Here is a 21067-nt window from a genome sequence, read left to right on the forward strand (position 1 = left end):
AGAGCTAGAGACCGACCCATTCCGTAAGCCCGTCGGTGAGGTGCTGGCGCTTCCAGATGGGTACACGCTGCTTGATGAGTTCCACGAGCTGCTCGCACGCCGCGAAGGCCTCAGCGCGGTGCGGTGCGGCGACGGATGCCACGAGCGCAACGTCTCCGATCTGCAGCGATCCCGTCCTGTGCCCAGCGGCGACCCGCAGCCCGCTCGCGTCACTCACCTCGGCGCAGCACGCGGCGAGGAACCCTTCGGCCTCGGGGTGGGCCTCGTACTCGAGCAGCGATACCGCGTGCCCGTGATCGTGGTTGCGGACGACCCCGCGGAAGGTGACGACGGCCCCGTCGGCGTCGCTCACGACGAACGCCTCGAAGACCTCGTCGTCGAGCGGCTGGTCACTGACGACGGCGAGCGAGTTACTCATGGGCGCCGCCCCCCGCAATTTGGGCGACGACGTGGTCGAGAAGTTCGTCGAGCACGGCGAGTCCATCGGTCACACCGCCGCGCGATCCCGGCAGGTTGACGATGACGCTCCGGCCGGAGACGCCGGCGAGCCCCCGACTGAGTGCGGCGGTGGGCACGTGCTCCAGTCCGCGGGCGCGGATTGCCTCGGCGATGCCGGGGAGTTCGCGGTCGAGCACGGCGCGAGTGGCCTCGGGGGTGGCATCCGTCGGCGAAACACCGGTGCCTCCCGTGGTGATGACCACGGCGGGGCCGGCGGCGAGCACGGCGTCCAGTTCGGTGGCGATGTCGGCGTCGGCGACAACACTGTGCTGCACCGAGTAGCCGCGCTCGGCGAGCCATGCCGCGATTACCGGTCCCGTGGTGTCCTCGCGTGTTCCCGCAGCTGCGCCCGTTGACGCGACGATGACGGCGGCGGTCCCGTCGACGATCGCCGGTCGTGTTCGACCGCCGGCCTTCGACAGCAGTCGGATGTCGCCGATCACCGAGTAGGGGTCGACCGCCTTTGTCATGTCGTGCAACGTCAGGGCGGCGATCGAGACGGCGGTGAGTGCTTCCATCTCGACACCGGTCTTGCCCGTGGTTTTGGCGGTGGCGACGATGTCGATCCACGACTCGCCGAACTCGAAGTCCACACTCACCGACGTGAGCGCCAACTGGTGACACAGGGGAATGAGCTCGCTCGTGCGTTTGGCACCGCCGATGCCAGCGAGTCGCGCCGTGGCGAGCACGTCAGCCTTCGGAAGGTCGTCGGATGCCACGAGCGCAATGACCTCGGGGGTCGACGTGAACCTCCCGCCCGCCGTGGCGGTGCGCTTGGTCACGGCCTTGTCGCCGACATCGACCATGCGCGCGCGTCCGTCGGAGTCGAGGTGGGTGAGCCTGCTCATAGTGCCCATGTTTCCACGGTCTCGCCCCCGGCGAGCTCGGTGACATCCTCCGGCACGATGACGAGCAGATCGGATGCCGCGAGCCCGGCAACGAGGTGGGAGCCCGGGCCGGCCACGATCTCGACGCCGTCGGCGCCCACGCCGCGCCCGCGCAGGAACTGCCGCTTGCCCGCCACCGAGCGGACCGGCCCGGCGAGGCGCCGCGGTCGGCGGTCGGCGGCCGGCAGCCCTGCTGCCGCGCGGAGGAGGGGCGCGAGGAACACCTCGAACGACACCTGGGTGCTCACGGGGTTGCCGGGGAAGGAGATCACGGGCACACCCTCGAACACGGCGGTGGCCTGAGGGCCGCCGGGTTGCATAGCCACGTGACCGACCCGCGCGCCGCGCGGCTCGAGCAACTCGCGCACCACCTCGAAGTCGCCGTGCGAAATCCCGCCGGAGGTGACGATCACGTCGGCACCGGTCGCCTCGTCGAGCACGGCCAGCAACTGCGCGGGGTCGTCGACGACCCGGCGGACTAGGGTCACCTCGCCTCCGGCCGCGGTGACGGCGGCCACGAGCGCGACAGAGTTCGAGTCGAAGACCTGACCGGGTTGGGGCTCCGCTCCCGGGTCGAGCAGTTCGGCGCCCGTCGTCACGATGGCAACCGTGGGGCGGCCGAGTACCGAGACACGGGTGATGCCTGCCGCGGCCAGTGCGGCCAGATGCCGTGACGCGAGCATCGTTCCCGCGGTGAGAAGAAGTTCACCAGCACGGATGTCGGAGCCACGCTCGCGCACGAACTCGCCCGCCGCGCGGCCCCGGTGGATGACGACGGAGTCGCCATCAACCGTCGTGTCCTCGACGGGGATGATCGTGTCGGCGCCATCCGGAACGGGGGCGCCCGTCATGATGCGCAGCGCCGTACGGGGTGCGAGGGCGGGCGGTGAGCCCACGGCGGCCGCGATGACACCCTCCACGGGGAGAGTGGTGGTGGGGGTGGCATCCGTCGCACGAACGGCGAAGCCGTCCATCTGCGAGTTGCGGAACAGTGGCAGGTCGACGGGGGACAACACATCCGAACTCAGGACTCTGCCGAGAGCTTGGAGAAGCGGAACCGTCTCCGGCTCGATCTGCGCGAGGCGCGGTTCGACGAGACTCGCGACGAGCGCGGCGTGTTCTTCGACACTCGTGGCCATCAGTAACGCTCCATCTCGGGGTCGATGCGTCGCGCCCACAAGTCGATGCCGCCTGCCAGGTGGGTGGCGCGGTAACCCTGTTCGACGAGGAACTGCCGTGCGCTCGCCGACCGCACCCCGTGGTGGCAGTACACAACGACCGGTCGCGATCGATCGAGCTCCTCGAACCTGGTCGACAGTTCGCCGAGCGGGATAAGAACGGATCCGCGGATGCTCGCAATCTCGGCCTCCCACGGTTCCCGCACATCGAGCAGCACCGAGTCATCGGCGAGGGCGCTGACCTCGTCCGCGGTCACGGTGTCGATGCCGCAGAACGCCTCGTAGTCGATCAGACGCGTAACGGGTGTTGCACTCGGATCGGGGAGGTAGTCGAGCGAGGAGAACTCTCCCGTGAGCGCGTCGAAGAGTGTGACCCGACCGCGAAGGGGGGAGCCGACACCGGAGAGGATCTTGAGCGCCTCCGTCGCCATGAGCCCGCCGATCACGGTCACCGCCGTCGGGAACACCCCGCCCGCCTCGCACGACAGCACCGATCCGGGGGGAGGGGGCGACGGAAAGAGGTCGCGGTAACCCGGTCCGTCCGGCCAGGACACACTCGCCTGACCGCCGAACTGCGACACCGATCCCCAGACGAGCGGGATGCCCGTGAGGGAGGCCGCGTCGGCGGCGAGGTAGCGCGTGGCGAAGTTGTCGGACCCGTCGATCACGAGGTCGTACTCAGAAAGGATCGGGAGTGCGTTGGCCGACGTGAGTCGGTCGGTGCGGGTGATGACGAGTGTGCCGGGGTTGAGCGCGGCGATACTCTCCGCAGCTGACTCCGTCTTCGAGCGCCCAATGTCGTCAGTGCCGTGGATGTGCTGGCGATGCAGGTTGGTGGCGTCGACGGTGTCGTCGTCAACGATGCCGATCGTGCCGACACCCGCCCCGGCGAGTGTCGGCAACACCGCGCTCCCGAGTCCACCGGCGCCGATCACGAGGACACGTGCGGCGGAAAGCCGCCCCTGGGCGGCGGTGCCGAACCCGGGCAGGGCCACCTGGCGGGAGTAGCGGGCATCCATGGTCTGATTCTTCCACCGCTGGTGACGACGTCGGCGGGGTTTCGAGACGCGCGCTTCGCGCGCTCCTCAACCGGCAGGTTGACAAGGGGCGCTCGAATTACTCCGGCGGTTGAGTAGCCGCGGCGCAGCCCGGCGTCATCGAAACCCCGGCCCACGACCACTGTTCACCTGACACGCACCTCGAGGTGGTTCGGAAGACGACGAGTTCATCGCGCGTGTTCGGTTTCAGCATCCGAAGCTCGTCAACACCGGGGCGGTGCTTGTCGCTCCGTAGTTGTCCAGTTCAGTCCTGCGGGTTCGGGTCCATGGACGGCATCTGGTCTGTGAGGGCCGTGATGCGTTGGGGATACCGCAGCGCCGCCGCGAACAACTGGCCCAGGTCGGTGCGCCGGCCGTCGCCGTGAAGTGCCCCGGACCAGCCCTTGGCCTGGTGGAACGCGTCGGCGGCGAAAAGCAGAGCCGAAGCGACAAACCAACGGCGCCACTCGGGTTTAACGAAAATCTGGTGCACGAGGCCGCCGTCGGGGTACCACCGCACCGCCCCCACCTGGTCGTCGTTGCTCACACCCGCGGTCGCGAATGTGAAGTGGGAGACGATCGTTCCCGGCACGAATCGCTCGTGCGAGAACGCCACGAGATTGGTCGCGGCCGGGGAGGCTCGAGGTTCGTCCACCCATACGAACCACAGCGGCGGATGCTCGGGCAGAGCATCGGGTGCGATTTCCACCCGCGCAAGCCCGGGAGAGGCCTCCACCACCGACCACAGTGCGGCCCCGTCGATGCCCTCTGCTTCAGCAATGGTGCCGTCGGCGATCGAGTCATCTTCGTATGCCCGAACTCGCCAGAGGTCGGAGGGCAGGCGGCCCTTTCTCACATAGTGCACGTGGCGTTTTGATGCCATGGCAGTGAACTCCTCCGATCGGGACTCGCGGGCGCGCTCCGCATTACGTGACAACTGCTAACGTTTGGTCAAACGACTTTACGGGGACCATCACAATGAAGCGACTTGTAGCCATTCTCGGCGCATCCACTCTCGGAATTTTCTCCTTCGCGGCGGCTGCGCCCGCCCAGGCGGCCGACGTTCCGCCGGATTGCGAGAACCTCGATTTCGAGAACCTCGACGACCTGCCCTTGCTCTCGGACTGCGTGCCCCAGTACGGCCTCGGCAAGGCTGAGTTCACGATCGTCCCGGACAAGGACAACCCGAGCGCGACCTTCCCCGAGGGCTTCACGCCGCTCAACGAACTCACTCAGGCTGACGTCACGTCCACGACCTCGCCAGAGGACATCGCCGACTACTTCGGCGACCTCGAGCCCGAGGAAGGCGGATACCTCGCCAACATCATCCCGCTCGAATCCGGTAGCACCGTGTCGGCACCCTACGAGGGTGAGGCATTCGCGGATGCCCTCGCCGACCTCGGAGCACCGGCCTTCAGCGACGCGATCATCACCCCGACCTCCCACACCTATGACGCGGCCGTCATCACGCCCGTCGCCTCGGTCTCGGAGATCCCCAGCCCGGACGACGTGCCGGAGGGAATCTTCGAGGCGTGTGCGACTGACGCCGGCGAGTGGTTCGGCGGGATCCTCGTGAACTACGACCCCATCTGGACGACGTTCAGCCAGACGGTCGGCGGCGAGAACTGGAACTACACGATCACGGCGAACGCGAAGCCGACCTACATCCTGATCGGTGACATAGAGGGCGAGAACCCCGTGTGGTGCGCATCCGACGGCACCAACACGGTGGGCACGGGAACAGGCGCTGGCCTCGAGGAGTTCATCGTTGTGCTCGGTCTCCTCTGGACCCCGCTGCCCGACGGCGAGATCGACTACCCGTTCCCGAGCCTCGGCGTTTTCTCGCGTGACGTCCCTGTCGCGCCCGTGACACCGTCGAAGCCCGTGCTCGCCGCGACCGGTAACGACGTCTCCGGCGCGATTGCGCTCGCGGGTGGCCTCGGACTCCTCGGAGCGAGCGCTCTCGCCTTCGGCGCCCTGCGTCGTCGTCGCAGCGCCTAACGCCTCCTTCGAACGCCCGGCAGCTCAGGCTGCCGGGCGTTCGTCGTTAAATCGTTGTCTGTTGCAATAGTGTGTGACGCACAGTATTGTGATCGACATGGAACCCGACGATCTCCTTGCCGCCCACCAGCAAGAGCTGCGACGCGGCACCGTGGTGCTCGCGTGCCTCCTCCGGCTGACGACACCCGACTACGGGTACGCGCTGCTCGAAGAACTTGATCGAGGCGGTTTCGCGGTCGATGCAAACACGCTGTACCCGCTGCTCCGACGACTCGAGAAACAGGGACTCCTCACGAGCGAGTGGAACACCGACGAGGCACGACCGCGCAAGTTCTACTCAACGACACCCGATGGTCGCGCCCTCGCGCGGGACCTCCTCGACGACTGGTCGCGACTGGACGACGCGATCCGTTCCCTGAAAGGCACCTCATGATCGCGACACTCACCGACCGGTACGTGGCGGAGCTCTCCCGGCTTCTGCCCGCGCGGCAGCGGAAAGACATCGAACGGGAGCTCCGGGCATCCATCGCCGACACAGTTGACGAGCGTGTGGAGCGAGGGATGACCCCGGCGCAGGCCGAACGCGACGCACTCGCCGAACTCGGTGACCCCGTGCTCCTCGCGGCCGACTACACCGACCGTCCAACATCGCTCATCGGACCGCACCACTTCGGTTCCTACCGCCGGATGCTCGGCATCGTGGTTACCGCGGGCCCGGGCGTCGCGATCGTCGTCGCCGTCGCGCAAGTGCTCTACGCCGTGCCGCTGTGGCAGGCACTTGTTTCCGGAGTCACGGCGGGGCTGATCGTTTCGGCTGTGGTCGTTGCTGCACTCACGCTTGTTTTCGCCATCATCGAGCGATTGCCGCGACGAGCGGCAGCGTGGGAACCGACGGCCCTGCCCGATCGCCAGGAAACAGTAGGGGGAACACTCGGGGGACTGGCATTTCTTCTCGGTGTGATCGCACTGCTCGTGCTCTCGCCCACCTTCACCGCCGTCACCGATGCCGAGGGGAACGCCATTCCGGTCATCGCCCCCGCCCTCTGGGCGAATTGGGCGCCGGTCATTGTGGGGATCGTCGTGCTCGCGATCGTGTTCAGCATTGTGATCGAGTACGCGGGGTGGAGCATCCCCATCGCTATCGTCAACGCGGCCGTCGTACTCGCGGGGTCCGCGCTCTTCGTGTGGTGGGCGACACACGACCTCTTTCTCAACCGCGAATTTTTTGCGGCCATCGGGTGGGACCCGGCGGTACCGGGTGTGATCACGGTGGTAGCTCTCGTCCTTCTCGGTATCAACGCGATCGTCGAGATCTCGGGGGGTTTCCTTCGGGCGGTGCGTTCCAATCGGGCCCGTCGTGACGCGAACGCGGTGCGGGCATGAAAGCGGTCGTTCGTGAGCGCTACGGTGCAGCGGGAGATGTGGTCGAGATTGTGGATGTCGACCGCCCGGCCCCGGGGCCAGGCGAGGTGCTCCTTCGTGTGTGCGCCGCCGGTCTGAACTCCGCAGACTGGCGTCTCACCGCGGCCGTCCCCGCGCTCGCTCGGCTCGGGGAAGGTCTGCGCGCGCCACGCAACCGCCGGCTCGGCATGGACGTCTCGGGCATCATCGACGCGGTGGGCGAAGGCGTCACGGCCTTCGCCGTCGGGGATGCGGTGTTCGGTGAAGCGCGCGGCTCCTTCGCGGAGTACGTCGTCGCACCGGTGGGCACGATTGCGTTCGCTCCGTCGAGCATCCCGCTCCGAGACGCGGCCGTGCTGGCGATCGCCGGGTCGACCGCGCTCCAAGCCCTCCGCCGCGGCGGCGACCTCACGGGCAAACGGGTGCTCGTCATCGGAGCGGGCGGCGGCGTCGGAAGTTTTGTCGTGGGCCTGGCGGCATCCCGCGGTGCGGTCGTGACGGCCGTCTGCAGCACCGACAAGGTCGAGCCCGTGAGAGCCCTCGGCGCGTCCCGCGTCATCGACTACACGCGTGAGACCATCAGCGGCAGCTACGACCTCATCGTCGAACTCGCCGTCGCGGCGTCACTGCGCGTGACCCGGTCCTGGCTCGCCGACGGCGGGAGCCTCGTGCTCTCCTCGGGCGACGGTGGGCGAATCGTCGGCCCGTTGGCCCGGATGCTCGGCTCGGTGGTCTTCGCGAATACCTCTGTGCTGTCATCCAGGGTCAGTGCTGACGACCTGCGCGAACTCGCGGCCGCGGTGGATGCGGGGGAGCTGCGACCAGTGATCAGCGCGAGCTACCCCCTGGCGGAGGCGGCCGCGGCCATCGAGCAACTCGGGCGCGAGAAAACCAGGGGCAAAGTTGTGCTCGACGTGGCCGCCTAGAGGGCGACGAACACGAGAAGTGCGATGAGGCCGAGCTGGGCTGCCAGCCTCGGCCAGAACGGGATAGCAGCGCGGCCGAAACGCTCGGGGTGCTGTGCCGCGTACGCGTTCGCGGGGAAAACCGCGATGAGGAACACGATGAGCGCGACGGCAGCGAGGGTGCGAACTCCCGGGACGAGGAGTCCGATGCCTCCCGCGATCTCGCACACCCCCGTGAATCTCACGATGAGCTTGCCGCTCACCCGCTTCCGGATCGCTGGCGGCACGATGGCTGCCATCCCGCGAGCGACGGTAGGCACGAAGTGCAGGATGCCCATGACAACGAACATCGTGGCGAGAGCGATCGCGGCCACCAGTCGCAGGGTTTCGAGCATCCCCCCATCGTCGCACCGTCACCTGGCATCGAGCGGTGGCTCTTCGCAGTAAAGTGGCATTCGTTGTGCGCTGGCGGAATGCCCGTGCCACACCGTTCCAGCGCTCTCGCGCATCCCGCTACCTGAAGGATCCGATCCCGTGGCCAAGCCGATCGTGCTGATCGCCGAAGAACTTTCCCCCGCGACCGTCGAGGCCCTCGGCCCCGACTTCGACATCCGCACCGTCGACGGCACCGACCGCCCGGCGTTGCTCGCCGCGCTCGCCGAGGCGAACGCAATCCTCATTCGTTCCGCGACCCAGGTCGACGCCGAAGCGATCGCCGCCGCGCCCAAGCTCAAAGTTGTCGCACGCGCGGGCGTCGGTCTCGACAACGTCGACATCAAGGCCTCCACCGAGGCTGGAGTTATGGTCGTCAACGCGCCGACCTCCAACATCATCTCGGCAGCCGAGCTCACCGTCGGACACATCCTGAGCCTCGCCCGCCACATCCCGGCAGCGCACGCGAGCCTCGCTGCCGGAACGTGGAAGCGCTCCAAGTACACCGGTGTCGAACTCTTCGAGAAGACCGTCGGCATCATCGGCCTCGGTCGCATCGGTGCGCTCATCACCGAACGGCTCCAGGCCTTCGGCGTCAACGTCATCGCGTACGACCCCTACGTCACCTCCGCGCGCGCACAGCAGCTCGGTGTGACACTCGTGACGCTCGACGAACTACTCGCGCAGGCCGACTTCATCACGATCCACATGCCGAAAACGCCGGAGACGACCGGCATGATCTCCACCGAGCAGCTCGCGCTCATGAAGCCGACCGCCTTCATCGTCAACGTCGCCCGAGGTGGACTCATCGACGAGGACGCACTGTTCGCAGCCCTCAAGTCGAACCGCATCGCCGGGGCCGGCCTCGACGTCTTCGTGAGCGAGCCGCCCACCGATTCGCCGCTCCTCGAGCTGGAGAACGTCGTCCTCACGCCGCACCTGGGCGCATCGACGGATGAGGCGCAGGAGAAGGCCGGGGTGTCCGTGGCACGTTCCGTCCGTCTGGCGCTCGACGGAGAGCTTGTGCCCGACGCGGTGAATGTCGCGGGCGGTGTGATCGACCCGACCGTTCGGCCGGGCATCCCGCTCATGGAGAAGCTCGGGCAGGTCTTCGCGGGTCTCGCGGATTCGCCCATCACGAGCATTGATGTCGAGGTGCGCGGCGAGATCGTCGAGTTCGACGTGAACGTGCTGAAGCTTGCTGCCCTCAAGGGCATCTTCTCGAACATCGTGAGTGAGTCGGTGAGCTACGTGAATGCCCCGCTCCTCGCCGAGGCGCGCGGTGTCGATATCCGCCTCATCACGGATGCCGCGAGCGACGAGTACCGCAACCTGCTCAGCATCCGCGGCGCTCTGTCGGATGGCTCGCAGATCTCCGTCTCGGGAACCCTCACGGGCACCAAGCAGACCCAGAAGATCGTCGAGATCAACGGCTACGACGTCGAGGTGCCGATGGCCGAGCATCTCATCGTCATGATGTACACCGATCGCCCGGGCATCGTCGCCGTCTACGGCAAGGAGTTCGGCGAGGCGAAGATCAACATCGCCGGCATGCAGATTGCCCGCCACAGCGCCGGGGGAGAGGCTCTCTCCGTGCTCACGGTGGACTCGCCGGTTCCGGACGAACTCCTCGAGACGGTGCGCACGGCGATCGACGCGTCCCTCCTCCGAGAGATCGACATCACCGAGGCTTAGAAGGACGTCGCTCAGCGACGCATGCCGCGCAGAGGTTTGGTGCCAGCGCTGCGGTATGACCCTCAGCGCCCACACCAAACCTCAGCGCGGCGTCCCGATGCTCTTAGACGACGTCGGCGGGCGGGGTCGACGCGGTGCGACGCTCGGTCACACCGGCACCCGTGGACGGGTCGACACCCGACTGCACCGTCGTCACCGTCTGGCGCTTGCGCACCAGCAGGATGATTCCGATAAGGAAGACGATGGTTCCGGCACCCATCAAGAGGTAACCGACCATGTCGAGATCAACCACCGAGTTCTCGAGGTTGACGGCGAACGCAAGGATCGCGCCGATAACAAAGAGTGCAATTCCGGTTCCGATACTCATGGAGGTGACGGTACTCGCCCCCTATCCGGGGCACGTAGGGGTTGTGGTCGACGCCGCTCGTGCGCTAGGAGCGATAGCCTGAACAGATGCCCAGTTCGTTGAATCTCGCCGTCATCCCGGGTGACGGAATCGGTCCGGAAGTTATCGCTGAAGCCGTCAAGGTGCTGAAAGCCACGGGGGTGGATGCCACGGTCACCGAGTACCCCTTCGGTGCAACGCATTACCTGGCGACGGGCAGCATCCTCGACCAGAGTGAACTCGACGCGCTCGCTCAACACGACGCCATCCTCCTCGGCGCGGTGGGCGGCGACCCGCAGGATCCGCGACTCAAGGGCGGCATCATCGAGCGCGGGCTCCTGCTCAAGCTGCGCTTCGCGTTCGACCACTACGTGAACCTGCGCCCGACGCGCATCTACCCGAGTGTTACCTCACCCCTCTCGAACCCGGGCGAGGTCGACTTCGTTGTCGTGCGCGAGGGCACCGAGGGTCCCTACGTGGGCAACGGTGGCAGCATCCGCACGGGCACACCCCACGAGATCGCCAACGAGGTGAGTGTCAACACGGCGTTCGGTGTTGAGCGGGTCGTGAAGTTCGCGTTCGAGCAGGCCGAGCAGCGTCGCGGCAAGGTCACGTTTGTGCACAAGACCAATGTGCTCACGTACGCCGGTGGGCTGTGGCAGCGCATCGTGCAGGCGGAGGCGGCCAATCATCCGTCGGTGGACTGGGATTACCTCCACGTGGACGCCGCGACCATCTTCTTGGTCACCAACCCTGCTAGGTTCGATGTCATCGTCACGGATAACCTCTTCGGCGATATCCTCACCGATCTCGCGGCCGCAATCAGCGGCGGCATCGGACTGGCGGCCTCGGGCAACATCAACCCCGACGGCACGTTCCCCTCGATGTTCGAGCCGGTGCACGGTTCCGCTCCCGACATCGCGGGCAAGCAGCTCGCCGACCCCACCGCGGCGATCCTGTCCGTTGCACTCATGTTGGCCCAGCAGGGCCATCCGGATGCCGCGGCTCGGGTTTCTGCGGCGGTCGAAGCCGACCTCGCCTCCCGTGGCGACGCGAAACGCAGCACCGCGGAGGTGGGCGACGCGATCGCGGCGGCTGTGGCATCCGCTGGCTGAGTTTTCCGAACCTCACCGGCGTAACATCGACATACTTCACTTCCTTCGAAGGACCGATCATGAAGAACCTCCTGGCCCCTCAGACCCTCGAGTTCGCCGTGACGCGCAACGAGTCAGCGCGCGACGCAGCAGAGCACGCCGACATCATTGCCGAGCCCGGCTTCGGCAAGCACTTCACCGACCACATGGTCGACATCTGCTGGTCGGAGTGGGGTGGGTGGCACCGCCCGCGTGTGCAGCCTTACGGTCCCATTCAGCTCGACCCGGCCGCCGCCGTACTGCACTACGCGCAGGAGATCTTTGAGGGTCTCAAGGCGTACCGGTGGGCGGATGGCTCGATCTGGTCGTTCCGCCCGGAGGCCAACGCCGCGCGGCTGCAGCGCTCTGCTGTGCGTATGGCGCTGCCGGAGCTGCCGACCGAGTACTTCATCGAGTCGCTCAAGCAGCTCATCGCTGTTGATGGCCGCTGGGTGCCGAGCGCGCCGGAGACGAGCCTGTACCTCCGCCCCTTCATGTTCGCGAAGGAGGCGTTCCTCGGTGTGCGCCCCGCGAAGAAGGTCAATTACTACGTGATCGCGAGTCCCGCCGGGCCATACTTCTCCGGCGGTGTGGCGCCGCTGTCGATCTGGCTCTCCGAGGACTACTCCCGCGCAGGCAAGGGCGGCACGGGTGCGGCGAAGACGGGCGGCAACTACGCGTCGAGTCTCGTCGCCCAGCAGGAGGCCTACGACAACGGGTGCGCCCAGGTGCTCTTCCTCGACTCGCAGGAGGGCAAGTGGATCGAGGAACTCGGCGGTATGAACGTGGTGCTCGTGAAGAAGGACGGCACGCTCGTGACGCCTGACTCCGACAGCATCCTCGAGGGCATCACGCGAGACTCGGTGCTGCAGCTCGCCGAGGACCGTGGCCACAAGGTGGAGCGCCGCAAGGTGAGCATCGAGGAGTGGCGTGAGGGTGTCGCTAACGGCGACGTGACCGAGGTGTTCGCGTGCGGCACCGCCGCCGTCATCACCCCGATCGGGTTGCTGAAGGCTCGCGATTTCACGGTGGGCGATGCGGATGCCCAGGCGGGCGAACTAACAATGTCGCTGCGCGAGGAGCTCACCGACATCCAGTACGGCCGTCGCCCCGACCCGCACGGCTGGATGACACGTCTCGACGCGTAACGCGGGCCGACCTACGGTCTTGTGACCCTCGTCGCGAAGGACGCAACTACCTCGGCTGCTTCTGCGAGGTTCTGCGCGTAGGTGCGTCCGCTGATCGCCTTGCGCGGCCGCAGGCTGTGGTCGCCGTCGCCGAGCCAGTGCACGTCGATCGCCGGCGGGAGGTCGTAGCTGGCCACCTCATCCGGGGTGCCGAACTCGTCTCGTGTGCCCTGGCAGATCTGCGTGGGAGCGGTCAGGTCGATGAGGTGCGCCGTACGGAGCTGCTCCGGTTTTGCCGGGGGATGGAACGGGTAGGAGAAGCACACGAGTCCCGCGATCGTTCCCGCGTCGTAGAGGCCCTGGGCAACCATGCTCGCGACCCGGCCACCCATCGAGTGCCCGCCGATGAGCAGGGGGCGATCCGTGACGTCGGCGACGGCATCCAGATACTCACCCTGCAGGCTGTCTCCGCGCGGGGGCGGCTTGCGCACACCCTGCCTGCGGCCTGCCATATACGCGAACTCGAATCGTGCGACACGGATGCCCTGCTCGACGAGCGCGGACGTGATGGCGTTCATCCCCGCACTGTCCATGGCTGCACCCGCGCCGTGCGCGAGCAGCAAGGTCACGGATGCATCGTCGGGCCCGTCCCACAGCAGCTCCACCATGCAGCCGAGCCTAGCCAGCCCTCAACCACTTCTCCGGAGCTTTCGAGTCCCAGTCACACTGGTTACAGGATGCCGCGGCGTGTCACCCGAACCCTCCGGAGAAGAGTCACATGAACCGCGGCGGGAGGGTCACGTAGGCTCGTCGGGTGAAGATTGCGCGGTTCAGCCACGAGGGCGACATCAGGTTCGGCATCATCGACGACGACGAGGTGGTGGTGCTGGCCAACGACCCCATGTTCGCCGGATACGAGACCCTCGACGAGCGTCTGCCCCTGTCCGAGGTGAAGCTCATCGCGCCCGTCATCCCGCGATCGAAGGTGATCGCGTTCGGTCGTAACTACCGGGACCACGCGACCGAGCTCGGCAACGAGGTGCCGGCCGAGCCGCTCATGTTTTTGAAGCCCAACACGTCGGTGATCGGCCCGGGTGACACCATCGTGCTGCCGCCGCAGAGCGAGAACGTCGCCTTCGAGGGCGAACTCGCCGTGGTGATCGGCGCCATCGCCAAAAACGTCTCGGCCGAAAAGGCGGAGAGCGTGATCTTCGGCTTCACCATCGCCAATGACGTCACCGCTCGTGACCTCCAGACCCGCGACGGTCAGTGGTCGCGCGCGAAGGGCTTCGACACGTTCTGCCCGATCGGCCCGGTGATCGAGACCGAGTTCGCGGTCATCCGTCAGCACATCGTGACACGTGTCAACGGTGACGTGAAGCAGGACGGCCCGGTCTCCGACATGCTCCACGGTGTCGCGGAGTTGATCGAGTACGCGTCATCCGTCTTCACGCTGCTGCCCGGGGATCTACTCCTGACCGGAACGCCCGCCGGTGTCGGACCGCTCGTGAGCGGGGACACGGTGGATGTCACGATCGAGGGTATCGGAACGCTCTCGAACCCGGTGCGCTAGCCGCTCGTGCTGGAGTGAGGCTCGAGACGGAGCAACTCCCGGCCTCTCGAATCGAAGAGGTGGAGGATCGCGCCATCGGCTCCCACCACTCTCACGGCGGTCACTAAAGAGCCGACCTGGAGGCCAGGGCAGCCGATCGAGGCGACCATGCCCGGGGTGTTGGTCACCACGTACCCATGATCTAGCTCCGCGTAGCGTCCGCTCGAGCCACACGCGCCTGGAGTATCGACGAACGACTTCCAGTCGCCGTCGCGAAACTCGAGGAAGGTGTCGTCATCGCCGAAGATCGGCGCTCCCGTGTCCTCCGCGAGCGGCATGGCTTCGGACACGGCCCACGTGATGTGCCAGGTTCCCGTGAGCGAGGCAGGTGACAGGTTCGCGTCGAGGGGCCGGATGGCCTCCATCGTCGGCTCCGCAGGAACGCCTCGAGTGAGGCGGCCGTTCAGCGCGCCTGTCGTAGTGCCGCCGGAATCCGTGAACAACCACCCCGAGTCATGAGCTTCGAGCCGCTCTGTGGTCGTGAGCCACGGCACATCGAGTTGGCCGTCGCGCACGCATCCGGGGTCGATCAGTCCAGGGCTCCCGAGCCAGGCATCACCGAGAGTGATCCAGGTTCCCGACACCTCGCCGCACGCGGCGCCGTACGTGAATCCGTCCTCCAGCATCGTCAGCTCGCCGACGTGCCCGCTGGGCTCGCTGAGGGTCCAGGTCCCGATGAGATCGGCCGCGACGCTTTCGGGCGCGGGCGGATGCGGAGTGGGCGTGGCCGTCGGGGCGGGGGCGGGCGCCGAGCACCCGGCGAGAAGAGTGATCGCAGCGGCGAGGCACGAGAGCACGCGGGGAGTGGACATCAGTTCTCCGAATGGTTCGAGACGGGTACGAGTCGATCGAGTTCGGCGCCTGTATTGTCCAGCATCACGAGTGTCTCACCGTCGAATCCTGCGAGGCGGACCCGCCAGTCCCACTCTTCGATCGGACGCTCACCGCAGTACATCAAGGTCATGACGCTCTGGACGACCACCAGTACTCGCCCATCCTGTAGAGGCGCCCATCTCCCGAGCTGATCGTTACAGTCGTCCGTTCCGCGGAGAGTGCCGTCAGGATCGAAATGGACGCTCGACGCTCGCTCGCTCGTGAGCGAAGTCCACTCGCCGGCAATTGATCCGGGACTGAGCGACGCGGGAAGCGCCACTGGGTCAGCTAGCTCGGCTGCGACCTCCTCAGCAGAGAAAGCTGGCCAGCCTCCGGATGCCGAGTCCGGATCCCGTTCAAGCCGCGCTAGGACTGATCCGTCCTCGTCCCTGAGGCTCAGCGTTCCGTCGTCGAGATCGGCCTCCCGTGCGCCGACGAGCCAAGGGATCTCGTCGTCCGCGAGGCGGCAACCTCCGCTGCCCCACACCATCGCGAGGAAGACGCCGTCGAGGGAGCCCCAGTCGCCCATGAGTTCACCGCATGGCATCGTGAGGATGTACATGCGAGGAGCGAATTCGAGGGTGGACCCGGCGATATTTTCCGGGTCGGTGACCGTCCAGGCGCCGACGAGGTCGCGAGAGTGCCAGTCGACCCCGGATTCGGGGACAGGCGAGAGTCGCCCGACTTCCTCCGCCTCGGCATCGAGAAGCACGACCACTCCTTTCTCGATGCCAGCGAGACTCGTCCGATCGAGCCACGACACGAGCACCGATCCTGGACAGTGTGCCGGGATGGGTGCGGTGCGCCGCGAGATCGAGACGCGGCCATCCTCGTGAGTCTGCCAGGTGCCGCGGGCCACGCAACGAGCCTCCTGTGTCGCCTCGCCGAACCCCTCGACCCGCCAGTTGTTTCCCTCGATCACCAGGGTCGCTGTGCCCGGCGACGTCCCCGCTGCCGCCCACCGCCCGTCCACCGGGGCGGGAACGAGCCCTTCCGGCAGTCGCGGAACTGAACTCCCGAGCGGCACGCAGCCCGAGAGAGCGGCCACGAGTAGGGTGCCGACGGCGACGTGCCTAGCCCACATAGAACTCCCCGATCACGGTTGTGCCGTCCGGCGCGTAGAGCGGGATAACCCTGTCGGGATCGCGTGACGCGGGGGTTGCGTGCATGTCGAGTGGCCCCTGTGTGAGGTCGTCCGTGGAGCGCGACTGCCCGGACACACCGGGGAGGAGAGCATCGCCGGACGGCCCTCCCGAGTTGAACTCGACAATGCCGTCGTCGTACGGGGGAACGAGGTCGCGAACAGCCGCGCTTTCGACGTATCCCAGGGTTCCGTCGACTCCGACAGCCGCCAGCAGGTCGGGCGTCCCGAGACGAGGCGAGGCGACTCCGTAGGTCTGACCCTGGGCGTTGACCCCCCACTCGGTCTCTGTCTTCACGAGGTACTGCAGCGAGACCACGACCTCGGCTCCCGGTTCGGGCGACGCGAAGAGGGAAGAATTGTCATCGGAGAGGGCCAGGTCGCTCCACGTCTCGGTGCGGTCGTCTCCCGTGCACGTCGATGTCAACGCGACAGTGGTGGGGGAGAAGCCAACCTTCGTCACCCCGGAAGTGAGACACGTGATTCGCACCCGCACGTCTGTCGCACCGACAGGGGGCTGAAGAGGGACAAGCGCGGGCCCGCTCACTCGCGTGCTTCCTGCGTCTTCGACGATCGTGACGACGGATGCCCCGGGCCAAACACCATCGGGAAGCGCGGGCCCGCTCGCCACCGTCACAGGTTCCTCAGAGAGGGTCGACGCGACGGCGGCCGTGAGACCGACACCGACGAGCGCGCCCGCGAGCACGGCAGCCGCCAGCAGGCTGGCGTGGGGGCTCCGGTGCCCCGATTCGACGTTCGTCGCCAGTCCCGCCCGAATGGCGGCGGATCGCTCGGGGTCGAACTGTGGCGTGGTCATGATGGGTGCCTTTCACTCTCGAAGAGCACGGTGGGGAGGGTCGGATGGATGCCGCGGGCTCGCCGTCGAGCACGCGAGAGTCTCTGGCGCGCGGCATCCGTGGTGATGCCGAGCACGTCGGCGGTGTGGGCGAGGCTGAGCTCCTCCACGAGTACGAGCGCGATGATCTCGGCGTCAGCAGGGGGAAGAGCATCCAGGATCGCGGCAAGGTGCTGGGAACGATCGTGATGCTCGCTGCGCTCCTGCGCGATCGTCTCGGCCGAGGGCTCGGTGCCCGGCGGTGGGAGACGCTCGAGAAAGGCGCGGTGTCGCCGCTGGTATCGCGCGAGGTTGCGCACGACGTTGTGGGTCGTGGTCAGCAGCCAGGGGAGCACAGAGCCGTCGACCAGTCGCACGGAGCGCCGCTTGCGCCACAACTCGAGAAAGGCGGCGGCGACGGCATCCTCGGCGTCCGTCGGTGAGGCCGTTCGTGCGAGTGCGCTCCGGAATAGTCGATCACGATGGGTGTCAAAGAGTCGAGCGAAAGCGTCACCGTCGCCGGAGAGGGCACGCCGCCACCATAGGGCTTCTGAGGAGGGCGTTTCGCGGCTCACAATGGGGACTGTCCGCTCAGGCCACAGTGTGACAGCACCCGCTCAGGGTAGCGATTGCTCATTCACCCATGATGCTGTCCTCGGACGCTATCCCCAGCAGTCGTGGCTTGAAACGTATGGCACCCTGCCATACGTTTAGTGTCATGGGAATGGTAAAGACGACCCTCTATCTCCCGGAGTCGCTCAAGCGCGACATCGAGCGAATCGCGCGTGAACGCGGAGTGAGCGAGGCGGACGTGATTCGGGAGTCTCTGGCCGTGTCGGTCAGTGAGCGCCGTCCGCGACCCCGCGCTGGGGTCGTGGCGATCACGGGTCAGCCGCCCATCGACTGGAACTCGCGCGACCATCTCCAAGGCTTCGGGGACCCGTGATCCTCGACACGAGCGTGCTCCTCTCGTATCTGGATCGCAACGAACCCGCTCACGACAGGGCGACCGCTCTCATCGACACCTATCGTGGATCTCTTGTCGTCTCGCCCCTGGTCCTCGCCGAGGTTGACTACCTTCTTTTGACGCGCGGCGGACTCGACGCGGAGATCGCTGGGATGCGCGAACTTGCCAGTGGCGCGTGGGAGATTGCGTCGTTCACTAGCGAGGATCTCTTGGATGCGCTCGGAGTTGTGGAGCGCTATCCGGCGCTCGCCGTGGGAGCCACTGACGCTTCCCTCGTGGTGCTCGCCCACCGATACGGCACTCGCACGATCGCAACACTCGACCGGCGACACTTTGAGGTGTTGCGTTCCCTCGACGGAAAGCCGTTCGACGTGGTGCCGGGCTAGGGGCGAATCGCCCCGCCCGCACCGAACGCCGGTGGCGCGAAGGGCTTCGGAACGCTCTCGAACCCGGTGCGCTAGGCGCGGGGCATCGCTCAGCCCGCCTTTACGAACCGCCCTAGCTCATCCCCGTCGGCGTCAAAGAGCACGAGCAATTGGTTCTGAAACCCAAACGCTCGAGCGGAATGAAACCACGGTGCGACAGTTGCCAGGCCACAGTCGGGGAGTGTGGTCGAGAGCTGCGGCGGGCTCGTCAGAACTCGGCCACGCACGCTGATGTTCCATTCACCGCTGACGGCCCCGCACTCGGATTCGACGGTCCACATCGAGTCGTCAATCGTCGCCCCGGCGAGAATCCCTTGGTCGAGCGGGATCCAGCGTCCACCCGCATAGCCAAGGACGAAACTCGCAGGGAGTCCTCCCGGAGCGATGGAAAGCATTGCAGGCGAAAGTTCCGCGGGAACACTAAGCTCATTCGACCGCGACTGGGTATCACTGGGCGCGAGAGAAACCACGAGAGAGGCCTCGTTATCGAGCAGGCTCCATCCATCACCGTCGGTTTCGACGTGAGTGGCTGACTCCAGCCACGGCGGAGTTGGCTGGCCCGATGCATCACAGCCCGAACCGTCCTGGATCTCGAGAGTTGTGCTGATAAGCCCGTCGAGCGTGGCCCAATTGCCGAATATTGTGCAATCGGCCATAGAAATTACAAGTCCGTCAACGTCGAAGTTCGCCGTGGCAATTTCGTCGCCGTCCTGGAGCACCGACCAGCTCCCCAGCAGACCCGCGACGTTTGGGTCGGTATTGATGGGCAGCGCAGCCTGCGTGGGACTCGGAGATGTTGTTTCGTCGGTCGTGTCACCTTGTGTGGAGCTGCACGCCACTGAGCTAGACATGATTAGCAGAGCTAATATCAATCCGATGATGCGAGAACGCCTTAGCGAAAGTTGCACGTCTTCACTATGGCATCTCCTAGCCGCGGGCGAAGCGCACCAGTTCATCCCCGGACGCGTCGAACAGCACCAGTTCGTCACCGTCGAATCCCGCGGTACGCATCTGCGAGACGAGCCCATTGACCTCGTCCGCCTCACAGCCGAGACTCGCGCCGAAACCCAGAGTTATGGCGAGGACAAACCCGTCGCCGAGTTCGGCGTATCGACCGCCAGCGCAGAGGCCGCTCATACGTGTGGAGGCCACCCACGAGCCATCGCGAAACACGACCGTCACGGCACGTCGGAGCGTCTTGCCGCCAATCTCGGACGTGACCCATTCGCCCTCGATGCTGCTTGCCGTGAGATCGGGTGGCAGGGGTCGCGCGGTGTACGCCCCGTCAGCATTGGTTTGCGCCGCTGAGGCATCGCTGAGGCTCACAAGCGTGGTGCCTTGTGCATTGGTGAGGTCCCACCCTGTGTTCGTGGGATTGATGCCGATCACGGAGTCGATCCACGTGAGTATCGATCGGTTGTCGTGAACACAATCGGGATCGCTGCGCTCGGCGATGGCCAACCACGTCGAGTCGGCCGTGACCCAGCTTCCCGACGTCACACCACAGGCAAGCTCCGCTGTGAAGGCCCGCGGTGTCGAGAACGTCAGGGTTCCCGTTTCGCCGGTCACGGCATCCGTCAGGGTCCATGTGCCGAGCAATTGTGTGTCCACTGAGGCGGGGGCGGTGCGTGAGGGAGCAGGGTGCGGACGGGGTGGCACCGCGGTACATGCCGCGAGTGGCATAACTGCCACGAGCGTGACCGCGAGGCTTCGGGCCAGCGTCATGTGGCCGCGATGAGGCGCCCTAGTTCGACGCCTCTGGAGTCGAACAACACCAGCTGTTCGTCGTCGAAGCCAGCGGTTCGGGCGGCACCGACCCACTCGGCAACGGGGACGTTTTCGCATCCGATCATCGTCGATATCGATGACGGGGTGGCCAAGAGGTAACCGCCACCCAAATCGACCCATCTGCCGCCGTTTCCGTTGCACCCGTCGGAGGACTGCCAGACTCCCGTCCCAAATTCCACGTAGGAGTCGCCCGGCGTCTCGACGATCGGCGCCCAGCGTCCTTCGACATGTCCGACGGTGAAGCCTTGCGGCAGCGGCTGAATGGGCTCGTCTTGCGGTGGCTCGCTTTCCAACGTGCCACCAGTGAGCGAACCGGTGACAGCGCCGGCAGCATCCGTCAGAGTCCACCCATCTTCGCTCGCGACGATTCGCTCGGTCTTCTCGACCCACTCGAGTGAGGGCTGCGGGTCGATGTTATCGATGCAGCCCATGTCACCTCCCCAACTCATCGCGAGGAACGCGTCGCCCAACGATGCCCACTCCCCGTTGATGCCGCCGCACTCGTATGCCCCCTCCCACATCCCAGAGTCCCGCAGGGTGATGGTCGCGCTCATGCCGTCGCTGGGATCGACCAGCGTCCATGTGCCAACGATCTCGGCCGCGGTGTTCACGGGAGCGGCGGCTCGGGGTTCGAAGGTGGGAGTGGGGGTTGGCGTTGACAGTGGAACCGCGGAGGTGCACGCGGCAAGACCGGCAGTCAGGAGCGCTACGGGGGCGAGCATCCGGATTCGCATCGTCCCAGGCTAC

At 66.4% G+C, this 21067-nt stretch carries 25 protein-coding genes; 10 read left to right on the top strand and 15 right to left on the bottom strand.

Annotated features, from left to right (window positions below; translation table 11 throughout):
- Positions 1 to 4: 4 nt before the first annotated feature.
- The 5 genes from LH407_RS11490 to LH407_RS11510 form a co-directional block, all read right to left on the bottom strand.
- On the bottom strand, positions 5 to 418 hold the full coding sequence (locus LH407_RS11490) for a molybdenum cofactor biosynthesis protein MoaE (protein WP_322133850.1): 414 nt from the start codon (positions 416 to 418) through the stop codon (positions 5 to 7).
- Positions 411 to 1346 (bottom strand): bifunctional molybdenum cofactor biosynthesis protein MoaC/MoaB, encoded by a 936-nt coding sequence (gene moaCB / locus LH407_RS11495; RefSeq protein ID WP_322133849.1) that lies wholly within the window; start codon positions 1344 to 1346, stop codon positions 411 to 413. Before moaCB ends, LH407_RS11490 begins: the two co-directional genes overlap by 8 nt.
- Positions 1343 to 2524, bottom strand: a complete 1182-nt coding sequence (locus LH407_RS11500) for a molybdopterin molybdotransferase MoeA (protein ID WP_322133848.1) — start codon at positions 2522 to 2524, stop codon at positions 1343 to 1345. The genes moaCB and LH407_RS11500 overlap by 4 nt, the downstream gene beginning before the upstream one ends.
- On the bottom strand, positions 2524 to 3582 hold the full coding sequence (locus LH407_RS11505) for a ThiF family adenylyltransferase (RefSeq protein WP_322133847.1): 1059 nt from the start codon (positions 3580 to 3582) through the stop codon (positions 2524 to 2526). Before LH407_RS11505 ends, LH407_RS11500 begins: the two co-directional genes overlap by 1 nt.
- A 283-nt stretch (positions 3583 to 3865) precedes the next feature.
- Positions 3866 to 4483 (bottom strand): hypothetical protein, encoded by a 618-nt coding sequence (locus tag LH407_RS11510; RefSeq protein WP_322133846.1) that lies wholly within the window; start codon positions 4481 to 4483, stop codon positions 3866 to 3868.
- Between the two features lie 95 nt (positions 4484 to 4578).
- Between LH407_RS11510 and LH407_RS11515 the strand changes: the two genes are divergently transcribed.
- From LH407_RS11515 to LH407_RS11530, 4 genes are all read left to right on the top strand, one after another.
- The gene (locus LH407_RS11515; RefSeq protein ID WP_322133845.1) at positions 4579 to 5601 is read left to right on the top strand and encodes a type 1 periplasmic-binding domain-containing protein; all 1023 of its coding nucleotides are present in this window, start codon (positions 4579 to 4581) and stop codon (positions 5599 to 5601) included.
- 97 nt (positions 5602 to 5698) lie between these two features.
- Positions 5699 to 6034 carry a PadR family transcriptional regulator gene (locus LH407_RS11520; protein ID WP_322134936.1) on the top strand — a complete coding sequence of 112 codons (336 nt, stop codon included), beginning with the start codon at positions 5699 to 5701 and terminating at the stop codon, positions 6032 to 6034.
- Positions 6031 to 6984, top strand: coding sequence for a permease prefix domain 1-containing protein (locus LH407_RS11525; protein WP_322133844.1), 954 nt, complete (start codon positions 6031 to 6033; stop codon positions 6982 to 6984). Before LH407_RS11520 ends, LH407_RS11525 begins: the two co-directional genes overlap by 4 nt.
- On the top strand, positions 6981 to 7928 hold the full coding sequence (locus LH407_RS11530) for an NAD(P)-dependent alcohol dehydrogenase (protein WP_322133843.1): 948 nt from the start codon (positions 6981 to 6983) through the stop codon (positions 7926 to 7928). Before LH407_RS11525 ends, LH407_RS11530 begins: the two co-directional genes overlap by 4 nt.
- On the opposite strand, the gene LH407_RS11535 is transcribed toward LH407_RS11530, so the two are convergent.
- Positions 7925 to 8302 carry a DoxX family protein gene (locus LH407_RS11535; RefSeq protein ID WP_322133842.1) on the bottom strand — a complete coding sequence of 126 codons (378 nt, stop codon included), beginning with the start codon at positions 8300 to 8302 and terminating at the stop codon, positions 7925 to 7927. The genes LH407_RS11530 and LH407_RS11535 overlap by 4 nt on opposite strands.
- A 139-nt stretch (positions 8303 to 8441) precedes the next feature.
- Here LH407_RS11535 and serA point away from each other — a divergent pair, with 139 nt between their 5' ends.
- Positions 8442 to 10034 (top strand): phosphoglycerate dehydrogenase, encoded by a 1593-nt coding sequence (serA, locus tag LH407_RS11540; RefSeq protein ID WP_322133841.1) that lies wholly within the window; start codon positions 8442 to 8444, stop codon positions 10032 to 10034.
- Positions 10035 to 10137: 103 nt separating this feature from the next.
- On the opposite strand, the gene LH407_RS11545 is transcribed toward serA, so the two are convergent.
- Entirely contained in the window at positions 10138 to 10401 is a 264-nt protein-coding gene (locus LH407_RS11545; RefSeq protein ID WP_322133840.1) for a DUF6458 family protein, read from the bottom strand.
- Positions 10402 to 10487: 86 nt separating this feature from the next.
- On the opposite strand from LH407_RS11545, the gene LH407_RS11550 reads away from it, so the two are divergent.
- Together LH407_RS11550 and LH407_RS11555 are read left to right on the top strand one after the other, a co-directional pair.
- Positions 10488 to 11534 carry a 3-isopropylmalate dehydrogenase gene (locus LH407_RS11550; protein WP_322133839.1) on the top strand — a complete coding sequence of 349 codons (1047 nt, stop codon included), beginning with the start codon at positions 10488 to 10490 and terminating at the stop codon, positions 11532 to 11534.
- A 59-nt stretch (positions 11535 to 11593) separates the two neighbouring features.
- Positions 11594 to 12700 carry a branched-chain amino acid aminotransferase gene (locus LH407_RS11555; RefSeq protein ID WP_322133838.1) on the top strand — a complete coding sequence of 369 codons (1107 nt, stop codon included), beginning with the start codon at positions 11594 to 11596 and terminating at the stop codon, positions 12698 to 12700.
- Positions 12701 to 12711: 11 nt separating this feature from the next.
- Here LH407_RS11555 and LH407_RS11560 read toward each other — a convergent pair whose 3' ends face one another.
- The gene (locus tag LH407_RS11560) at positions 12712 to 13347 is read right to left on the bottom strand and encodes an alpha/beta hydrolase family protein (protein WP_322133837.1); all 636 of its coding nucleotides are present in this window, start codon (positions 13345 to 13347) and stop codon (positions 12712 to 12714) included.
- A gap of 146 nt (positions 13348 to 13493) precedes the next feature.
- Between LH407_RS11560 and LH407_RS11565 the strand changes: the two genes are divergently transcribed.
- Positions 13494 to 14252: a fumarylacetoacetate hydrolase family protein gene (locus LH407_RS11565; protein WP_322133836.1), complete on the top strand. Its 759-nt coding sequence runs from the start codon at positions 13494 to 13496 to the stop codon at positions 14250 to 14252.
- On the opposite strand, the gene LH407_RS11570 is transcribed toward LH407_RS11565, so the two are convergent.
- From LH407_RS11570 to LH407_RS11585, 4 genes are all read right to left on the bottom strand, one after another.
- Positions 14249 to 15103, bottom strand: coding sequence for a hypothetical protein (locus tag LH407_RS11570; RefSeq protein WP_322133835.1), 855 nt, complete (start codon positions 15101 to 15103; stop codon positions 14249 to 14251). The genes LH407_RS11565 and LH407_RS11570 overlap by 4 nt on opposite strands.
- Positions 15103 to 16023 (bottom strand): META domain-containing protein, encoded by a 921-nt coding sequence (locus LH407_RS11575; protein WP_322135020.1) that lies wholly within the window; start codon positions 16021 to 16023, stop codon positions 15103 to 15105. The genes LH407_RS11570 and LH407_RS11575 overlap by 1 nt, the downstream gene beginning before the upstream one ends.
- A 214-nt stretch (positions 16024 to 16237) precedes the next feature.
- Positions 16238 to 17122 (bottom strand): hypothetical protein, encoded by an 885-nt coding sequence (locus LH407_RS11580; protein ID WP_322133833.1) that lies wholly within the window; start codon positions 17120 to 17122, stop codon positions 16238 to 16240.
- Positions 17119 to 17715, bottom strand: a complete 597-nt coding sequence (locus LH407_RS11585) for an RNA polymerase sigma factor (RefSeq protein WP_322133832.1) — start codon at positions 17713 to 17715, stop codon at positions 17119 to 17121. The genes LH407_RS11580 and LH407_RS11585 overlap by 4 nt, the downstream gene beginning before the upstream one ends.
- 149 nt (positions 17716 to 17864) lie before the next feature.
- Between LH407_RS11585 and LH407_RS11590 the strand changes: the two genes are divergently transcribed.
- Together LH407_RS11590 and LH407_RS11595 are read left to right on the top strand one after the other, a co-directional pair.
- Positions 17865 to 18086, top strand: a complete 222-nt coding sequence (locus LH407_RS11590; RefSeq protein ID WP_322133831.1) for a ribbon-helix-helix domain-containing protein — start codon at positions 17865 to 17867, stop codon at positions 18084 to 18086.
- A complete protein-coding gene (locus LH407_RS11595; RefSeq protein ID WP_322133830.1) occupies positions 18083 to 18493 on the top strand; it encodes a PIN domain-containing protein in 411 nt (136 codons plus the stop codon). Before LH407_RS11590 ends, LH407_RS11595 begins: the two co-directional genes overlap by 4 nt.
- 89 nt (positions 18494 to 18582) lie before the next feature.
- On the opposite strand, the gene LH407_RS11600 is transcribed toward LH407_RS11595, so the two are convergent.
- The 3 genes from LH407_RS11600 to LH407_RS11610 all read right to left on the bottom strand — a co-directional run bounded on the left by LH407_RS11600 (position 18583) and on the right by LH407_RS11610 (position 21054).
- Positions 18583 to 19251 carry a hypothetical protein gene (locus LH407_RS11600; protein WP_322133829.1) on the bottom strand — a complete coding sequence of 223 codons (669 nt, stop codon included), beginning with the start codon at positions 19249 to 19251 and terminating at the stop codon, positions 18583 to 18585.
- Between the two features lie 208 nt (positions 19252 to 19459).
- Positions 19460 to 20257, bottom strand: a complete 798-nt coding sequence (locus tag LH407_RS11605; protein ID WP_322133828.1) for a hypothetical protein — start codon at positions 20255 to 20257, stop codon at positions 19460 to 19462.
- Positions 20254 to 21054 carry a hypothetical protein gene (locus tag LH407_RS11610; protein WP_322133827.1) on the bottom strand — a complete coding sequence of 267 codons (801 nt, stop codon included), beginning with the start codon at positions 21052 to 21054 and terminating at the stop codon, positions 20254 to 20256. Before LH407_RS11610 ends, LH407_RS11605 begins: the two co-directional genes overlap by 4 nt.
- Between the last annotated feature and the right edge of the window lie 13 nt (positions 21055 to 21067).

It is taken from the genome of Antiquaquibacter oligotrophicus, assembly GCF_020535405.1.
Classification (GTDB): domain Bacteria; phylum Actinomycetota; class Actinomycetes; order Actinomycetales; family Microbacteriaceae; genus Rhodoglobus; species Rhodoglobus oligotrophicus.

Coding starts and splice junctions, on each gene's coding strand:
- LH407_RS11535 (WP_322133842.1), bottom strand. CDS start 8,302: ATGCTCGAAACCCTGCGACTGGTGGCCGCGATCGCTCTCGCCACGATG.
- LH407_RS11560 (WP_322133837.1), bottom strand. CDS start 13,347: ATGGTGGAGCTGCTGTGGGACGGGCCCGACGATGCATCCGTGACCTTG.
- LH407_RS11490 (WP_322133850.1), bottom strand. CDS start 418: ATGAGTAACTCGCTCGCCGTCGTCAGTGACCAGCCGCTCGACGACGAG.
- LH407_RS11580 (WP_322133833.1), bottom strand. CDS start 17,122: ATGACCACGCCACAGTTCGACCCCGAGCGATCCGCCGCCATTCGGGCG.
- LH407_RS11530 (WP_322133843.1), top strand. CDS start 6,981: ATGAAAGCGGTCGTTCGTGAGCGCTACGGTGCAGCGGGAGATGTGGTC.
- LH407_RS11605 (WP_322133828.1), bottom strand. CDS start 20,257: ATGACGCTGGCCCGAAGCCTCGCGGTCACGCTCGTGGCAGTTATGCCA.
- LH407_RS11525 (WP_322133844.1), top strand. CDS start 6,031: ATGATCGCGACACTCACCGACCGGTACGTGGCGGAGCTCTCCCGGCTT.
- LH407_RS11590 (WP_322133831.1), top strand. CDS start 17,865: ATGGTAAAGACGACCCTCTATCTCCCGGAGTCGCTCAAGCGCGACATC.
- LH407_RS11545 (WP_322133840.1), bottom strand. CDS start 10,401: ATGAGTATCGGAACCGGAATTGCACTCTTTGTTATCGGCGCGATCCTT.
- moaCB (WP_322133849.1), bottom strand. CDS start 1,346: ATGAGCAGGCTCACCCACCTCGACTCCGACGGACGCGCGCGCATGGTC.
- LH407_RS11505 (WP_322133847.1), bottom strand. CDS start 3,582: ATGGATGCCCGCTACTCCCGCCAGGTGGCCCTGCCCGGGTTCGGCACC.
- LH407_RS11510 (WP_322133846.1), bottom strand. CDS start 4,483: ATGGCATCAAAACGCCACGTGCACTATGTGAGAAAGGGCCGCCTGCCC.
- LH407_RS11610 (WP_322133827.1), bottom strand. CDS start 21,054: ATGCGAATCCGGATGCTCGCCCCCGTAGCGCTCCTGACTGCCGGTCTT.
- LH407_RS11520 (WP_322134936.1), top strand. CDS start 5,699: ATGGAACCCGACGATCTCCTTGCCGCCCACCAGCAAGAGCTGCGACGC.
- LH407_RS11555 (WP_322133838.1), top strand. CDS start 11,594: ATGAAGAACCTCCTGGCCCCTCAGACCCTCGAGTTCGCCGTGACGCGC.
- LH407_RS11570 (WP_322133835.1), bottom strand. CDS start 15,103: ATGTCCACTCCCCGCGTGCTCTCGTGCCTCGCCGCTGCGATCACTCTT.
- LH407_RS11550 (WP_322133839.1), top strand. CDS start 10,488: ATGCCCAGTTCGTTGAATCTCGCCGTCATCCCGGGTGACGGAATCGGT.
- LH407_RS11500 (WP_322133848.1), bottom strand. CDS start 2,524: ATGGCCACGAGTGTCGAAGAACACGCCGCGCTCGTCGCGAGTCTCGTC.
- LH407_RS11515 (WP_322133845.1), top strand. CDS start 4,579: ATGAAGCGACTTGTAGCCATTCTCGGCGCATCCACTCTCGGAATTTTC.